Annotated in this window: 15 protein-coding genes; 7 read left to right on the top strand and 8 right to left on the bottom strand. The window is 64.7% G+C overall.

Features of this window, described 5'->3' with window-relative positions; all coding sequences use genetic code 11:
* Positions 1-19 precede the first annotated feature (19 nt).
* The 3 genes from FJ428_RS10120 (at position 20) to FJ428_RS10110 (ending at position 2,268) form a co-directional block, all read left to right on the top strand.
* Positions 20-493: a CYTH domain-containing protein gene (locus FJ428_RS10120; protein WP_140662566.1), complete on the top strand. Its 474-nt coding sequence runs from the start codon at positions 20-22 to the stop codon at positions 491-493.
* On the top strand, positions 490-1,428 hold the full coding sequence (locus FJ428_RS10115; protein ID WP_140524401.1) for a CHAD domain-containing protein: 939 nt from the start codon (positions 490-492) through the stop codon (positions 1,426-1,428). The genes FJ428_RS10120 and FJ428_RS10115 overlap by 4 nt, the downstream gene beginning before the upstream one ends.
* Before the next feature lie 240 nt (positions 1,429-1,668).
* Positions 1,669-2,268 (top strand): DNA-3-methyladenine glycosylase, encoded by a 600-nt coding sequence (locus tag FJ428_RS10110; protein ID WP_140524445.1) that lies wholly within the window; start codon positions 1,669-1,671, stop codon positions 2,266-2,268.
* A 40-nt stretch (positions 2,269-2,308) separates the two neighbouring features.
* On the opposite strand, the gene FJ428_RS10105 is transcribed toward FJ428_RS10110, so the two are convergent.
* The 4 genes from FJ428_RS10105 to FJ428_RS10090 all read right to left on the bottom strand — a co-directional run bounded on the left by FJ428_RS10105 (position 2,309) and on the right by FJ428_RS10090 (position 5,749).
* A complete protein-coding gene (locus FJ428_RS10105) occupies positions 2,309-4,042 on the bottom strand; it encodes a SulP family inorganic anion transporter (protein WP_140524399.1) in 1,734 nt (577 codons plus the stop codon).
* A gap of 66 nt (positions 4,043-4,108) precedes the next feature.
* Positions 4,109-4,387: a helix-turn-helix transcriptional regulator gene (locus FJ428_RS10100; RefSeq protein WP_140491757.1), complete on the bottom strand. Its 279-nt coding sequence runs from the start codon at positions 4,385-4,387 to the stop codon at positions 4,109-4,111.
* 290 nt (positions 4,388-4,677) lie between these two features.
* Positions 4,678-5,379, bottom strand: coding sequence for a phosphatase PAP2 family protein (locus tag FJ428_RS10095; protein ID WP_140879375.1), 702 nt, complete (start codon positions 5,377-5,379; stop codon positions 4,678-4,680).
* A 31-nt stretch (positions 5,380-5,410) separates the two neighbouring features.
* Positions 5,411-5,749 carry a hypothetical protein gene (locus FJ428_RS10090; protein WP_140493450.1) on the bottom strand — a complete coding sequence of 113 codons (339 nt, stop codon included), beginning with the start codon at positions 5,747-5,749 and terminating at the stop codon, positions 5,411-5,413.
* Positions 5,750-5,908: 159 nt separating this feature from the next.
* Here FJ428_RS10090 and FJ428_RS10085 point away from each other — a divergent pair, with 159 nt between their 5' ends.
* Positions 5,909-7,300 (top strand): sensor histidine kinase, encoded by a 1,392-nt coding sequence (locus tag FJ428_RS10085; protein ID WP_140491753.1) that lies wholly within the window; start codon positions 5,909-5,911, stop codon positions 7,298-7,300.
* Positions 7,297-7,953: a response regulator transcription factor gene (locus FJ428_RS10080; protein ID WP_140491751.1), complete on the top strand. Its 657-nt coding sequence runs from the start codon at positions 7,297-7,299 to the stop codon at positions 7,951-7,953. The genes FJ428_RS10085 and FJ428_RS10080 overlap by 4 nt, the downstream gene beginning before the upstream one ends.
* 190 nt (positions 7,954-8,143) lie before the next feature.
* On the opposite strand, the gene FJ428_RS10075 is transcribed toward FJ428_RS10080, so the two are convergent.
* On the bottom strand, positions 8,144-8,611 hold the full coding sequence (locus FJ428_RS10075) for a hypothetical protein (RefSeq protein ID WP_318012489.1): 468 nt from the start codon (positions 8,609-8,611) through the stop codon (positions 8,144-8,146).
* A gap of 330 nt (positions 8,612-8,941) precedes the next feature.
* On the opposite strand from FJ428_RS10075, the gene FJ428_RS10070 reads away from it, so the two are divergent.
* Positions 8,942-10,945, top strand: a complete 2,004-nt coding sequence (locus FJ428_RS10070; protein WP_140879374.1) for a PhoX family phosphatase — start codon at positions 8,942-8,944, stop codon at positions 10,943-10,945.
* Positions 10,946-11,004: 59 nt separating this feature from the next.
* Here FJ428_RS10070 and FJ428_RS10065 read toward each other — a convergent pair whose 3' ends face one another.
* Positions 11,005-12,186, bottom strand: coding sequence for an NAD(P)/FAD-dependent oxidoreductase (locus FJ428_RS10065; protein ID WP_140879373.1), 1,182 nt, complete (start codon positions 12,184-12,186; stop codon positions 11,005-11,007).
* 331 nt (positions 12,187-12,517) lie between these two features.
* On the opposite strand from FJ428_RS10065, the gene FJ428_RS10060 reads away from it, so the two are divergent.
* Entirely contained in the window at positions 12,518-13,555 is a 1,038-nt protein-coding gene (locus FJ428_RS10060; protein ID WP_140879372.1) for a phosphatidylglycerol lysyltransferase domain-containing protein, read from the top strand.
* Between the two features lie 31 nt (positions 13,556-13,586).
* Here FJ428_RS10060 and FJ428_RS10055 read toward each other — a convergent pair whose 3' ends face one another.
* Positions 13,587-14,348, bottom strand: a complete 762-nt coding sequence (locus tag FJ428_RS10055; RefSeq protein WP_140491741.1) for an ABC transporter permease — start codon at positions 14,346-14,348, stop codon at positions 13,587-13,589.
* Positions 14,345-15,271 carry an ABC transporter ATP-binding protein gene (locus FJ428_RS10050; RefSeq protein WP_140491739.1) on the bottom strand — a complete coding sequence of 309 codons (927 nt, stop codon included), beginning with the start codon at positions 15,269-15,271 and terminating at the stop codon, positions 14,345-14,347. The genes FJ428_RS10055 and FJ428_RS10050 overlap by 4 nt, the downstream gene beginning before the upstream one ends.
* Positions 15,272-15,391 lie beyond the last annotated feature (120 nt).

The raw sequence follows: 15,391 nt of genomic DNA, 5'->3' as shown, positions 1-15,391 counted from the left end.
CGGGCTTTAGTGCGCGGCCATGGGCAAGGAAGTCGAGCGCAAGTTCCTGGTCTCCGGCACGGCATGGCGGGATCTGGTCGAGACGGACGTCCGCATCCTCCAGTTCTATCTCGCCGCCGCGCCAGGACGCACGGTGCGCGTGCGCATCAGCAACGGCGCCTCGGCCAGGTTGACGCTCAAATTCGGCAGCACGGCGCGGGAGCGCGACGAATTCGAATATCCCATTCCGCTGGCCGACGCCGTGGAGATGCTCGGCTTCGCCATCGGGCGTGTCATCGAGAAGACACGTCATCATGTTAGGCATGGCGGCTATCTCTACGAAGTCGATGTCTTCGGCGGCGCGCTGGCGGGGCTTGTGATGGCCGAACTCGAGACGCCGGACGATGTTCCGGATGAACTGCTGCCAGACTGGCTCGGCCGCGAAGTGACTGGCGAACAGAAGTTCTACAACGCGTCGCTCGCCCTCGGGGGGATTCCGGAGATCGCCGCATGAGCTTTCGCATTGATCCGCGCCTGCCGCTGACCGGCGAGGTCAGGCGTATCCTGGCCGAGGAAATCGGCAAGGCGCTTGCTCATCTCGACACGGCGCGTCACAAGCCGGAGCAGGGACTGCACAAATCCCGCAAACGACTGAAGAGCGTGCGCGCCTTGTTACAGCTCGTTCGTTCCGGTGACGAAACATTCTGCCGTACGGAGAACGAGTGCTACAAGCAGGTCTCGGCACTGCTCGCCGGACCGCGCGAGGCGACCGCCTTGATCGAGACGATCGACCGCCTGGCCGACGCCTTTCCGGGGCAAAGCGCCGGTCACGGCCTCGGCCCCGCCCGCGATCGCCTGGTGATGCGCCAGCACGCGCTTCATGCCGGCGCCGGTCTCGATGCGGCCATAAAAGCTGCCATCGCCGCCTGCCAGGAGGGCCTCGAACGCGTCGACAGCCTGTCCTTGCCGGACCAGCCGGAGCGGGCCGCCGACATTCTGGCCGAGGGCGCCCGCGCCACATTGCGGCGCGCGCGCAAAGCACTGGACAAGGCGGCCTCGAGCGGCGGGGCCGAGGATTTCCACGACCTGCGCAAGGCGGCCAAGACCCACAGCATGCATCTGTCGCTGCTCGGCCGCCTGTGGCCGACGCCAATCAAGGCTCGTCGCAAGGCGGTCGACAAGCTCGCAGAGCAACTCGGCGAACTGCACGACGTCTTCGTCATGCGGGCGATGCTGGAGGCCGGCGGCGAGCCGCTTGGACCGCCCGGGGATACGAAACTCCTTGGCAAACTCCTGAAGCATTCCGAAAAGAGCCTGAGGAAATCCTGCCTTGCCGAGGCGGCCGAACTGTTCGGCGACAGTCCCAGGCGCTCGACGAAGAAGCTGGCCCGCAAGGCGCGCGACGATCTTGCCGGCGCTCCGCCCGCGGAGGAATTGGCGGCGAGGTGACGCGAGGGCATTAATCGCCGGTCATGCGGTCATTCGCCTTGGATGGCTCGCGGGCAGGGGCTGGCCCTCCATTCGCGCACCGGCATCCGCACCGACGGCAAGTCGATCCTCTATGCCCCCCTGATGAACGAGGGCGAAGTCGCGGCGCTGAAGCTCGATTGAGAAGCCAGATATCCCGAGCGGACTCACGAGAGTCTTTGCCACATGGGCCGGGCGGATCTAAAACCAGCCGCCATGAGGATGGTCGTCCGCCGCCCGCTCGCCCGCTCGGAACTGCCGCACGATACGGCCGCTCTCGCGCGCTATCTCATCGGCAAGATCGTGGTCCGGGAATTGCCCGAAGGCATTGCCAGCGGCCGCATCGTCGAGACCGAGGCGTATGTCGCCGGCGATGCTGCCGGGCACGGCTTCAGGGGAATGACCCCGCGCAATCGCTCGCTGTTCCTCGAGTGCGGGCATGCCTATGTCTATCTCGCCTACGGCATCTCATACATGCTGAATGTCTCGAGCGAGATGCCCGGCATCGGAACCGGCGTCCTGATCAGGGCACTCGAGCCGCTCGACGGCATTTCGATCATGCGGCTCAATCGCGGCATCGAGCGCCTGCGTGACCTGGCGCGAGGACCGGGAAGGCTCGCCATGGCGTTGCGGATCGACCGTTCGCTCGACGGGCTCGATCTTTGCCGGGAAGGCCCTCTATGGCTTGCAAGCGATGGCCGCGACCCCGGCGAAATCGGGCAGAGCGTTCGGATCGGCATTTCGAAGGATGCCGACCGCCTGCTGCGATTTTACGTCCGGGGAAGTCCGTTTGTCAGCGGTTCACGATCGCTCAATCCATGAGAGGTGCTTCCCGGCGCGTTGGAAGAAAGCAGAATGCAAGCTACTGCGCTGCCCTCTTCCCCTCCAACTGCGCCTGCGCTGCCCGGATCGAGGCGGCGTAGGTCACCAGCGGGCGCTTGAGGCCGTGGTTGATCAGCGTGCGTCTTGTCTGCGGCGAAGCGCCAGATATGACAAAGCGCACGCCGGCGCGCCTGGCCTTGTGCGCCGCACCCTCAATGACATTGGCCGCGGTCGAATCGAAGAACGGCACCGCCGAGCAGTCGAGGATGAAGTTCTTGCGCTGGTCGGCGATGCGGTCGAGCACCGCGCCGACGGTCGAAGCGGCGCCGAAGAAGAATGCGCCGGTGATGCGGTAGACGACGGTGTCGGCGTCGGTCGCGTCCCTGGAATCATAGACGCTCTCGCGGTCGGCGACGTCCTCAGGCACCAGCGTCTGGTCGGCCTCGACGGCGATGGATTTCGCCATGCGGTCGATGAACAGGATCGAGCCCAGCGCGAAGCCGACAACGATGCCTTCGGTCAAGTCGCGGAAGACCACGATCAGGAAGGTGGCCATCAGCACCAGCGCATCGCCGCGCGAGGCGCGCAGCAGCGTGGCGAAAGCCTGCTTCTCGAACATGTTCCAGCACACCACCGCCAGCACGCCGGCGAGGGCGGAGAGCGGGATGTAGCTGGCGAGCGGCGCTGCCGCCAGCATCAGGACGAGCAGGATCATGGAGTGGATCATGCCCGAAACCGGCCCGTGCGCGCCGGCCCGCACATTGGTGGCGGTACGGGCAATGGTGCCGGTGGTGCAGATGCCGCCGAACAGGGCCGAGGCGATGTTGGCGAAGCCTTGCGCCACCAGTTCGCAGTTGGAACGGTGCCGGCGGCCGGTCATGCCGTCGGCGACGACGGCCGACAGCAAGGATTCGATGGCGCCTAGCAACGCGAAGGCGATGGCGTCCGGCAGCACGTCGATCATCCTGTCGAGGCTGACGGGGGGAAGCGCCGGCCATTGCAGGCTGCGCGGGATCCCGCCAAAGCGCGTGCCGATCGTCTCGGCCGGCAGCGCAAACAGCGCCACCGCGAGCGACGCCAGACCGATGGCGATCAACATCGCCGGCCATTTCGGCCGCCAGCGCTTCAGGAAAGCGATGGTTGCGATTGTCAGCACCGCCACGAAGGTCGCCGCGAGATTGATCGTGCCGGCCGCCTCGCCGATCGCCGTCAGCTTCGGCACCAGCGGGCCTGGCTCCTTGCCGGCGAGCTTCAGCCCGAACAGTTCGACGATCTGGCCCGAGAAGATGATGACGGCGATACCGGCGGTAAAGCCGACCGTCACCGGATAGGGAATGAACTTTATGTAGGTGCCGAGCCGCAGATAGCCGATGGCGATGAGGAAGATGCCGGCCATCATCGTCGCCAGCAACAGCCCGTCCACGCCGACCCGCGCGACCGTCGCCGCCACCAGCACGATGAAGGCGCCCGCGGGGCCGCCGATCTGGAAACGGCTGCCGCCGAACGCCGAGATGATGAAGCCGCCGATGATCGATGTGTAGAGCCCGCGCTCCGGCGTCACCCCTGATGCGATGGCGATTGCCATCGACAGCGGCAAGGCGACGATGGCGACGGTCAGCCCGGCAATGGCATCGGCCCTGAGATGTTCGAGCCTGTAGCCTTCGCGCCAGACCGTCACCAGTTTCGGTGTGAACAGTTCGGAAAAAGTCGGCTTTGCCGGCCCATGGGTCGGTTTGCGCGCGGTTTCGTTGAGTGTCTGCCCGATCTCGTCCATGGACTGCTTCCGCACCTGAAAGGCGGCGGGATCGTCGGCAGGACTGTCGGCGGTCGCCGTCGCGACTTATGCCGGCTCAGCTTTCGGATTGGGCGGCACGGCAGGCTTGAGGCGCACGCCCCGGCCGCCGCGCTCACTGGGTTGATTCTCGCCGATCAGCTCCACCCCGGCCTCGTCGAGGGCCTGGATGACCTTCATCAGCGTATCGACCACACCCCTGACCACGCCGTCGCTCGCTTCCATGCGCTGGATGGTGGGAAGCGAAACGCCGGCGCGCTCGGCGAGCGTCTTCTGATCGATGCCGGCCAGCGCCCTCGCGGCGCGCATCTGCGCGGCAGTGATCATCGGCCGGGATCCCCGTCTGAGTCTGCGGATATGATGTATAATACGACCATTATGATGTTTCAAGCATCAGCATGCACGCTTGAGCCTTGATCATCATCGCTGTCGAGCGTTTTTCGGATACATCCCGAACATTGAGAGCTATGGTGTTCCATCTGGGGCAGGGGATAACGTGGTTGACCATTTTCAAGACATTGACGACATCGGCATGCCTGGTATCGGTGGTCCTTCTGCTAACGGGCTGCGGACACTTGATCAACCGGCTGATCTGACCGCTTCCCGGTCGAGCGTCGTCAGACGTCGTCACGCACCACCCTGCGCCGCTGCAGGACCCTTGCCGCCAACCAGCACAGCATGGCCCAGGCAAAGCCCGCGCACCAGCCGGCCAGCACGTCCGACGGCCAGTGGACGCCGAGATAGATGCGGCTGATGCCGACCAGCACCGTCGTCAGCACGGCGAGCGCCAGAACATAGATCTTCGTCGTCCGGCCATGCAGGAAGCGCGCCGCAAGCGAGCCCAATGTGAGATAGGTCACCGCCGAAAGCATCGCGTGGCCGCTCGGGAAGGAAAGCGAGGTCTCGTTGACCAGATGCGAGACGAGTTCGGGCCGCGGCCGGTCGACGCCGAGCTTCAGGAGGCTCGACAGCATCTGGCCGCCCGCCACGGCGACGAAGATGAGAAGCGCGGTCCCGGGCCTGCGGATCAACAGCAGATAGATGATCGTCGCCGCCGTGATCAGCACCAGCACGCTGGTGCTGCCGAGGCTCGTGATGTCGCGCATCGCCCCTTCCATCCATGGCGGGCCGATCGGGATACCGGGTTGGCCGGCCTGGCGGAAGGCAAGCATGATTTCAGCGTCGAAGGCGTGCGGCGTGGTGGCCCGTGCCACCTCCATCAACTCCACGAAGCCCCACAGGCCGGCGGCGACGACAAGGCCGGCCAGCAGCACCGGGAATTCGACCCGACTCAGCAGAGCCTTTGCCGCAGTTCTCATCGGACCTCGTTTCGCAACCATGGTTTGCCGGTCATCGCCCTTGCACATAGGGCCCGAGCGTGATCAGCGCCACGGCGGCGATCGCCAGCACGATGCCGGCCGCCTGCAGCGTATTGATGCGCTCGCCGAAGAATATCAGCGCCACCAGATTGACCGATACCAGCTGGATGACCGCCGACAGGCTGAACGACACCGACATGCCGAACTCGCGAATCAGCCGCAGCATGATCAGGTTGCCCAGCGAATAGAGCGCAAGCGTCAGCACGATCTTGCCCAGGCTGGGCGCCATCCCCCATTGCTTGGCGGCCGCCGCCGCCAGCAGAAAGATCACGGTCGAAAGACCGAGCTGAAGTAACCCCGAAAAACTCACGCTGCCCTCGATATTGATGCCGGTCGTCCGTGCCTTGTTTCGCAAGCGCGTCGCGACGTCAAGCAACTGCCGTGGGACCAGGCTCTTGTGTCGGCAGGACCGAAGCGCCAAAGTCGCGGCCACTACCCTGCCCCTGCGGGTGGGGGCGAGGAGCGTGGCGTGCGATTTCTCGAAACCTTGTCGCGGCGCTGGAACGGGCTTACGCTGGCGCTGCAGTTCATCATTGCCGGCGGCTTCGGGCTGCTTGCGGTGATGCTGGTGGTCGGCTTCTGGGTCACCGCGCAAATCCGCGAAAGCGTGCTCCACAATTCGGCGGCCACGACTGCCCTTTATGTCGACAGCGTGATCGCTCCGCTGCTCCCCGATCTGCGCACGAACCATCAGCTCGATGACGCCGTCAAACGGGCGCTTGACGAGACCCTCGGCCAAGGCGCGCTCGGCAAACGGCTGTTTTCCTTCAAGCTGTGGCGTCGGGACGGCACGGTGCTGTATTCGAAGGACACGGCCTTGATCGGCCGGCAGTTCGGCCCGAGCGCCAACCTGCGTGCCGCCTTCGCCGGGAATGTCGTCGCCGAGTTCAACGAGCTAGGCGACGAGGACGACAAGGAGGAGAGGGCCGCGGGCGTGCCGCTGCTGGAAATCTACAATCCAGTCCGCGAACCCTGGTCGGGCGAGGTGGTCGCCGTCACCGAATTCTACGAGATCGCCGACGATTTCCAGGCGGCTCTGGCTTCCGCCTTGCTGTCGAGCTGGCTGATCGTGGCCGGCGCCACGCTGACGGCGCTGCTGCTGTTGTCGGGGATCGTCATACGTGGCAGCCGCACCATCGACAAGCAGCGCGGCGTTCTGCAGGGCCAGGTCTCCGAGCTGCAGGCGCTGGTTTCGCAAAACCGGGCGCTGCGCCTGCGCGTCCAGCAGGCGTCGCGCCGTGCCACGGCGCTCAATGAACGATACCTGCGTCGCATCGGTGCCGACCTTCATGACGGGCCGGCCCAGCTCGTCGCGCTGGCGGCGCTGCGTGTGGATAGCCCCGCCATTTCCGGCGAGGGTGCCTCCAGCGACAGCCGCAACGCCGAGATCGCCATGATCCGCATGGCGCTGGACGACGCGATGCGTGAAATCCGCGGCATCTGCAACGGCCTTGTCCTGCCGCAGATAGAAACGGCCGCGACCGGCGACATTCTGCGTCTTGCCGTCGACGAGCATCAACGCAGGACCCGCAGTTCCGTGGCGCTGACCCTATCCAGGCAGTTGCCCGAACTGGGCGCTTCGGAGAAGATCAGCATCTATCGCTTCGTCCAGGAGGGGCTGAACAACGCCTACCGTCATGGGCAGGGCAAGGATCAGGAGGTGAAGGCCGGGATGACAGGCGGCAAGTTCTTCGTTGAAGTGTCGGATGGCGGGCCCGGATTCGACCCGAGGCGGGCCGAAGGCCTGGGGCTCGCCGGCATCAGGGAACGTATCGAAAGCATTGGTGGCCAGTTCGAGACCACGACCGGGCCGCAGGGAACACGATTGATGATTACGCTAGCCGTCGAGGATCAACCATGATCGGTACCATCCGTGTCGCCATTGTCGACGACCACCCTCTGTTTCGCGAAGGCGTTACCCGCAGCCTGTCGGAGATCGGCGGCTTCGAAATGGTGGCCCAGGGCGCCACGGCGCAGGATGCCGAACGCATCGCCTCGACTTTGCAGCCCGACATACTGCTGCTCGACATCAGCATGCCGGGTGACGGCCTTGCGTCGGTGGCCGGCATACTGGGTGCCAATCCCGGACAGAAGATCGTCATGCTGACGGTCTCGGAGGCCAATGCCGACGTGGCGCGGGCGCTGAATGCCGGTGTGCGCGGCTATGTGCTGAAGGGGGTCGGCTCGCGCATGCTGGCCGAAATCCTCCATGGTGTCGCGGCCGGCGAGACCTATGTGTCGCCGACCCTGTCGGCTCGCCTGCTTTCGGACCTGCAATCGCTGCAGCCGGCCAACGGCAGGACGGATCGCCTGCGTCAGCTCACCGGACGCGAGGCCGAGATCCTGCAGCTGGTGGCGGAAGGGCTGAGCAACAAGGAAGTGGCGCTGCGGCTGGCACTGCAGGAAAAAACGGTCAAGCATCACATGACCGGTGTGCTGTCCAAGCTCAACGTCCGCAATCGCACCGAGGCGGCGCTGCTGATGCGCGAAGCGCGGGATCGGGCCGGCAGCTAATCCTGGTCGGCCGCAAGGGATCCCCGGTTTGGGATAACGACACGCATAAATGAAAACCTGAAGCGCGGTGCAGCAGCGGAACGCTCCAGGGCAAAAAAGACGGCCCCTATACGGGGCCGGAGCGACAAGGTCACCTCCGCCGGGGGGCGGCGGAGGTGACACGTAAAGCGGGCGATGCCTATTGCCCGCTCTACAACCCCTTGAGGCGGCTTATATCCGCCGCCGTCGCAGGGCGCTCGACGATCGTGCGGCCCAGAGCGTCGGTCATTTTGAAGCGACCCTTCTCGATCTCTTCCCCGAAGCCGTTAGGGTGCTGCACCACGATCTTGTTGTCGTCTATTTCGACACGATCGCCGGTTGTTGCGTTCACATGCTTGCCGGAGCTGTTGGCACCCTTCCCCTTGCCGTTGTTGCCGGCGCCATTGTTCCCGTTGCCGCCAGCGTTGCCATTGTTGCCTCCGGCGTTGCCATTGTTGCCTCCGGCGTTGCCATTGTTGCCGCCGCCGTTATTTCCATTGCCGCCATTGCCGTTACCGCCACCACCGCCATTGCCGCTGTTCCCGCCAGGCTTGGCTTGGGCGCTGGACGCGACAATGCCTGCGGCGGAACCGTGAAAATCGAGGTGATAGGGGGCTATGGTCAGCGCCAGTGCCGGCACTGCTCTCAGGGCCAGCCAGCAACAATGAGCCATGATCGAGCTGCGCATCAGTCCCTCACTTGATCGGACCGGCAAAATTCAGAGGCCATCTCGTGCAGGTACGCGACCATCGGCGACATGGCGTGTTCGTGTAAGTGGCCCACGACCGATGCCGCGGCAATCCGGACCTTCGCCCGATCGGTTTAGGACCTTGGTCCGAGTTTCAAACCGGATGTGGCGCGAGGTTCGCGGTCAAGCTGGCGGGTGCACGAATGTCACGAAAGTGTGACCGATCGTCTATAAGGGGTCGAAACGCGTGACACGCTCCAGCCATCCAGCCAGAGGCAGACCATGACCGACCATCGCTCGCCCGACGCCCGATTCCGCACCAGCCTGCTTGAGGAAAACGACGGTCCGGCGACCAACCCCACCGAAAACCGCACCATGGGCGAAATCATTGCCGAGCGGTTCTCCCGCCGCGCCTTCCTCAAGGGCTCGCTGGCCGTCTCGGCCATCGCCGCCACCGTCAGCCCGCTGGCGCTCGTGGCCGCCGACGATGCGCGTGCCGCCGAGGGCTCCGCCTTCTCGTTCGAGGAACTCGAAGCCGGTATCGACGACAAGCACCATGTCGCGCCGGGCTACGATGCCGACGTGCTGTTGCGCTGGGGCGATCCGCTGTTTGCCGATTCGCCGGAGTTCGACCCGGCCAGGCAGTCGGCTGAGGCCCAGGCAAGACAATTCGGCTACAACAATGACTATGTCGGCTATATCGGGATCGGTGGCTCCGCCGAGCACGGCCTGCTGGTCGTCAACCACGAATACACCAATCCGCATCTGATGTTCCCGGGCATCGTCAGGATCGTCGAGAAGGACGGCAAGAAGGCGGCCGAACTCGCGCCGCTCTCGAAGGAGCAGGTCGATGTCGAGATGGCGGCACATGGCGGCACCATCGTCGAGATCCGCAAGGAAGGCGGCAAGTGGCAGGTGGTGCGCGACGGCAAGTTGAACCGCCGCATCACCTCCAACACCGAAATGGCGCTGTCGGGCCCGGTCGCCGGTCATGACCGCGTCAAGACCAATGCCGACCCATCCGGCACCAAGGTCGTCGGCACATTCAACAACTGCGCCGGCGGCGTCACGCCTTGGGGCACCTATGTCATGGCCGAGGAGAACATCCACGGCTATTTCTCCGGTGAACTGCCGGAAGGCCATAAGGAAGCCGCCAATTACAAGCGCCTCGGCATTCCGGAAGGCGCCTATGAATGGGGCGCGCATTACGATCGTTTCGACCTCGCCAAGGAGCCGAACGAGCCCAACCGTTTCGGCTGGATCGTCGAGGTCGACGTCAACGATCCGACATCCACGCCGAGGAAGCGCACCGCAATGGGCCGCTTCAAGCATGAAGGCGCCGAATCGATCATCGCCAAGGATGGCCGCGTCGTCTTCTATCTCGGCGACGACGAGCGCTTCGAGTACGTCTACAAATTCGTCACCGCGGGCCGTTTCGATCCGGACGACCGCGCCGCCAACATGAACCTGCTCGATGACGGCACGCTGCATGTCGCCAAATTCGCCGCGGACGGTACGGTGGAATGGCTGCCGATCGTCTTCGGCCAGGGCCCGCTGACGGCCGAGAACGGCTTTGCCGGCCAGGCCGACGTGTTGATCGAGACGCGGCGTGCCGCCGACCTGCTCGGCGCCACCAAGATGGACCGCCCCGAGGACATCCAGCCCAATCGTGTCAACGGCAAGGTCTATGTCATGCTGACCAACAATTCCAAGCGCAAGGCCGACCAGGTCGACGCCGCCAACCCGCGCGCCGACAACGCCTTCGGCCATATCATCGAGATATCGGAGGACGGCGGCGATTTCGCCGGCACCAGGGGCAGATGGGAGGTGCTCCTGAAATGCGGCGATCCGGCGGTTGCCGATGTCGGCGCCACCTTCTCCACCGCCACCACGGCCAATGGCTGGTTCGGCATGCCCGACAATTGCGCGGTCGATTCAGCCGGGCGCCTGTGGGTCGCCACCGACGGCCAAGGGCCGAAGGCTACCGGCCGCACTGACGGCCTGTGGGCGGTCGACACCGAAGGGCCGGCGCGCGCGACGTCAAAGCTGTTTTTCCGCGTGCCGATCGGCGCTGAAATGTGCGGGCCGCTGTTTGCGCCCGACGATCAGACCGCCTTCGTCGCCGTCCAGCATCCAGGCGACGGCGGCGAGGATTGGGAGGCGTTCGGCCGCCCGTCCTATTATGAGGATCCGTCGACGCGCTGGCCCGATTTCAAGCCGGACATGCCGGTGCGGCCGGCGGTCGTCGCCATTACCAGGCAAGGCGGCGGCAAGATCGCGATTTAGAGGGCAATTCCAGGAAAGTGGGGTTCCGTCCGACGCGTAAAACGAACCTCCAGCCCGGTTCAGGGGCCGGAATTGGCGATCCGCCGGGCAATCCGCTCGGCGATCGCCTTGGCCTGGATGGCGGCGTTGGCGAAGCAGCCGCGGATGCTCGGCCGCATGCCGGTGAACCAGAGGCCAGGCAGTTTCGGATCGGCATCCCCGCCATTGAACAGCGGAACGCCCTTGCCGTCGAGCACGCCGAGATCGCCGACCATCTGCTCAAGCCCGGTGCGGTATCCCGTCGCGGCAATGACGATGTCGGGATCGATCAGGCTGCCATTGGCCAGGATGACGCCGTCGCGGGTGAATTCTCGCACCCCCGGCACGACGGTGATCCTGCCCGAGCGGATGGCGTCGATCGCGCCCTCGTCGGCGGCGATCGCTGTGTAGTCGGTGGTCAGGCGGCTGGCGCCGCCCACCGGTGCCGGCGGCACGCCGAATTTCGTCAGGTCGCCGAAAACCAGGCGCTGCGTCAAGGCGATCACCGCATCGGCGACCCGCAAAGGCAACCGCGCCATCAGCGGCGACAGCCGGTGCACGGCAATCTTGCCGATGCGCTTGGGCAGGACCGACGGACCGTTGCGGGCCGACAGCCACAGCGAGGCGGCGCCTGCCTGCGCCAGGTGGTTGAGCGCGTCTATACCCGAGTTGCCGGCGCCGACGACCAGCACCTTCTTGCCGGCATAGTCCTTCGCGTCGCCGAAATCCGCCGAATGGATGATGCGGCCGGCGAAATCCCGCATTCCTTTCCAGTCGGGGATGAACGGCTGTCTGTCGCGGCCGGTGGCGATCACGACGTGGCGCGCTAGGCGCATCCCGGCGCTGGTCTCTATCACCCAGTGGTCGCCCCTGAACAGGACCGCCTCGACGGCGACGCCGAGCTCCACCGGCAGCCGGTTCGCCTCGCTGAAATCGTTCAGATAGCGGATGACGGCGGTTCTGTGGGGGAAGGCGAGCGTGCCCTTCGGATAGGCAAGGCCGGGAAGTGCCGAAAGGTCGCGGTGCGTATTGAGGCGCAGCTGCTGGTGACGCCGATGCCATGGCTCGGCCAACCGGCTCTCCTTTTCCAGGATCGCCGTCGCCACGCCGGCCTTGACCAGCGCCTGCGCTGCCGCGAGACCGGCGGCGCCGGCGCCGATGACGATCGCCGGTTCGATGGTTACCGTCTGGTGCGCTGCCGGTCTGATTGTCGTATCTGCCATTCGCTCACGAACCCCATTCCACCCTTGTGGCGCTTCCGCCGACACCGGCAGAACGCCCTCCCGCGCATGATCCATACAGCAGATCGGCCCCGGATTTCGAGGCCATGCGCCGCACCGCGGTTGCGTCCTATATGGCATATACGCGAGATCGGCGATAATCAGGTCGCGGCAATGTGATTGATTCGAGATCCGGGGGCTGGCGGATCTCTGTTACCGGTACAGGAATCCGAAGTCCTCGAAACGCTTTTTTCGGCTTCCTGTGCAAAATCAAGGCGCCACGGCGTATAGCGTACCCGGGTGCGCGCCGCAGATGCACGCGGAATCTCGACCCATGCCCTCCTTGCGGATCTATCTCGACAAAATCCTCGAGCGTGCCTCGCCAAAGGTCGAGCGCCAGGCGTTCACCCATGCCGAACGGCTGGCGCTGGTGCGCCGCCACGGCGACTTCTCACTCGCCTACTCCTCCGCCGTGCAAGGCAGGCTCTCCTATTTCGGCGATGCCGACGGCTACATCGCTTTCGGCACCAAGATGAAGCATCATTTCGCGCTCGGTGACCCGGTCGCCGATCCGGCCCATCGGGCCGACTATATCAGGCGCTTCGTCGAGACCGCCGGCAGCCCCTGGTTCGTGCAGATCGGCGAACAGTCGGCGCGGGTGCTGGCCGGGCTCGGCTACAAGGTCAACCGGCTGGGCATCGACACCCGTCTGCCGCTGCCCGAACACGATTTTTCCGGCAAGCGCAACGAAACCGTGCGCTACTCCGAGCGCTGGCTGTTGAAGAAGGGCTTTTCGTTCGCCGAGGACAAGCGGACGATCTTTCTCGACGAGATCTCCCGGCTTTCGGCGAACTGGCGCGGCGACCGCATCGTCAAGCGTTGGGAAATGGGCTTCCTCAACCGGCACTTCGCCGATCATGTGGGCGTCGACATGCGCCGCTTCGTGCTGCACGGCCCCGATGGCGAACTGGTCGCCCTGCTCGACTTCGATCCGCTGTTTCGCGGCGGCAAGGTCATCGGCTACACCACAGCCTTCAAGCGCAAGCACATCGACGCCTCGCCGCATGCGGAGGTCGGCCTGACCAAATTCGCCGTCGACCGCTTTCGCGAGGAAGGCATTTCGGTCGTCACGCTCGGGCTGTCGCCGCTGGTCGACGTCGGCCTCAGCGGATTCGCCGAAAGCGATTTCTGGCGCAACGCCTTCCAGCGCGCCTATGATTCGCCCTGGGTCAACCGCCGCCGCTTCAACCTGCAGGGGCAGGCGGCGTTCAAGCGTCGTTTCCACGGCATCGAGGAGCCGGTCTACGTCGCCTTCCGTAAGGGAACCTATGTCGAGATGCTGGGCCTGCTGCGGCTGGTGAAGGCGATCTAGCTCTGACCGCGGCTCAGCGTGGCTTCGCCCCTCAATTCCTCAGCCGGTAGCCGGTCCTGAATATCCAGGCGACGGTCGCCACGCAGATCAGCAGAAAAACCACGGTCATGCCGAGGCTGATGCCGACCGAAACGTCCGATTTTCCGAAAAAGCTCCAGCGGAAGCCGCTGATCAGATAGACGACCGGATTGAACAGCGTCACCGTGCGCCAGGCGCCCGGCAGCATGTTGATGGAATAGAAGCTGCCACCGAGGAAGGTCAGCGGCGTGATGATCAGCAGCGGCACCAGTTGCAACTGCTCGAAGCTCCTGGCCCAGATTCCGATGATGAAGCCGAACAGGCTGAAGGTCACCGCCGTCAGCACCAGGAAGGCCAGCATCCAGAACGGATGCTGGATCGAGAGCGGCACGAACAGCGAGGCCGTCGCCAGGATGATCAGGCCGAGGATGATCGACTTTGTGGCGGCGCCCCCGACATAGGCGAGGACGATCTCGAGATAGGAGACCGGAGCCGACAACAGCTCGTAGATCGAGCCGACGAATTTCGGGAAGTAGATGGCGAAGGAGGCGTTGGAGATCGACTGCGTCAAAAGCGACAGCATGATCAGCCCGGGCACGATGAAGGCGCCGTAGCTGATGCCGTCGATCTCGGTGATGCGCGAACCGATGGCCGAGCCGAAGACGACGAAATACAGCGACGTCGACAGCACGGGTGAGACGATGCTCTGCAAAACGGTGCGCAGCGCGCGCGCCATCTCCACCCGGTAGATCGCCCATACCGCGCGCAGGTTCATGGCTCTTGCCTCAGAAGATTGACGAAGATCTCCTCCAGCGAACTGTTCTGCGTGTCCAGGTCGCGGAACTGGATGCCGGCGGCCTCGAGATCGCGGATTAGCGACGCCACGCCCGGCCGGGCGCTCTGGTTGTCATAGGTGTAGGTGATCTGCCCGCCATCCGGCGACAATTCCAGGGCGTAGTGCGAGAAGGCGTCCGGAATGGCGCCGAGCGGGCTGCGCAGTTCCATCACCAGGCGCTTGCGGCCGAGCTTGCGCATCAGTTCGGCCTTGCCCTCGACCAGGATGATCTCGCCTCGGTTGATGACGCCGACGCGGTCGGCCATCGCCTCGGCCTCCTCGATATAGTGGGTGGTGAGGATGATGGTGACCCCGTCCTCGCGCAGCCGCCGCACCATCGCCCACATGTCCTGGCGCAGTTCGACGTCGACGCCGGCCGTCGGCTCGTCGAGGAACAGCACGCGCGGTTCGTGCGACAGCGCCTTGGCGATCATCAGCCGCCGCTTCATGCCGCCCGAAAGCGTGATCGCCTTGGCGTCCTTCTTGTCCCACAGCGACAGGTCGCGCAGCACCTTCTCGACAAAGGCATGGTTTGCCGGCTTGCCGAACAGGCCGCGGCTGTAGTTGACCGTCGCCCAGACGCTCTCGAAGGCGTCGATGGTCAGCTCCTGCGGCACCAGCCCGATCAGGCCGCGCGCGGCGCGATAGTCTCTGGTGATGTCGTGGCCATCCACCGTGACGCTGCCAGACGAACGGTTGACGATGCCGCAGACGATGGAGATCAGCGTCGTCTTGCCGGCGCCGTTGGGGCCAAGCAGCGCGAAAATCTCGCCGCGCTCGATGTCGAGATTGATTTCCTTCAGCGCCTTGAAGCCGGTGGCGTAGGTCTTGGTGACCCCGGAAATGGAGATGACAGGCTGCATGGCTGAAAACGGCTGCTTGAAAGAGGACCCCAGATATAGGACGAATGTCGCCGCATGCAACCGCAAGTCAATGCCGTTGCTGACAGTTCTCGACATTGCCGCCGCATGGCGCTGCGGCGT

The organism is Mesorhizobium sp. B2-8-1, from assembly GCF_006440955.1.
GTDB lineage: Bacteria > Pseudomonadota > Alphaproteobacteria > Rhizobiales > Rhizobiaceae > Mesorhizobium.
The sequence above is the reverse complement of the archived record's forward strand: the minus strand, read 5'-3'. Positions and strand labels throughout refer to the sequence as shown.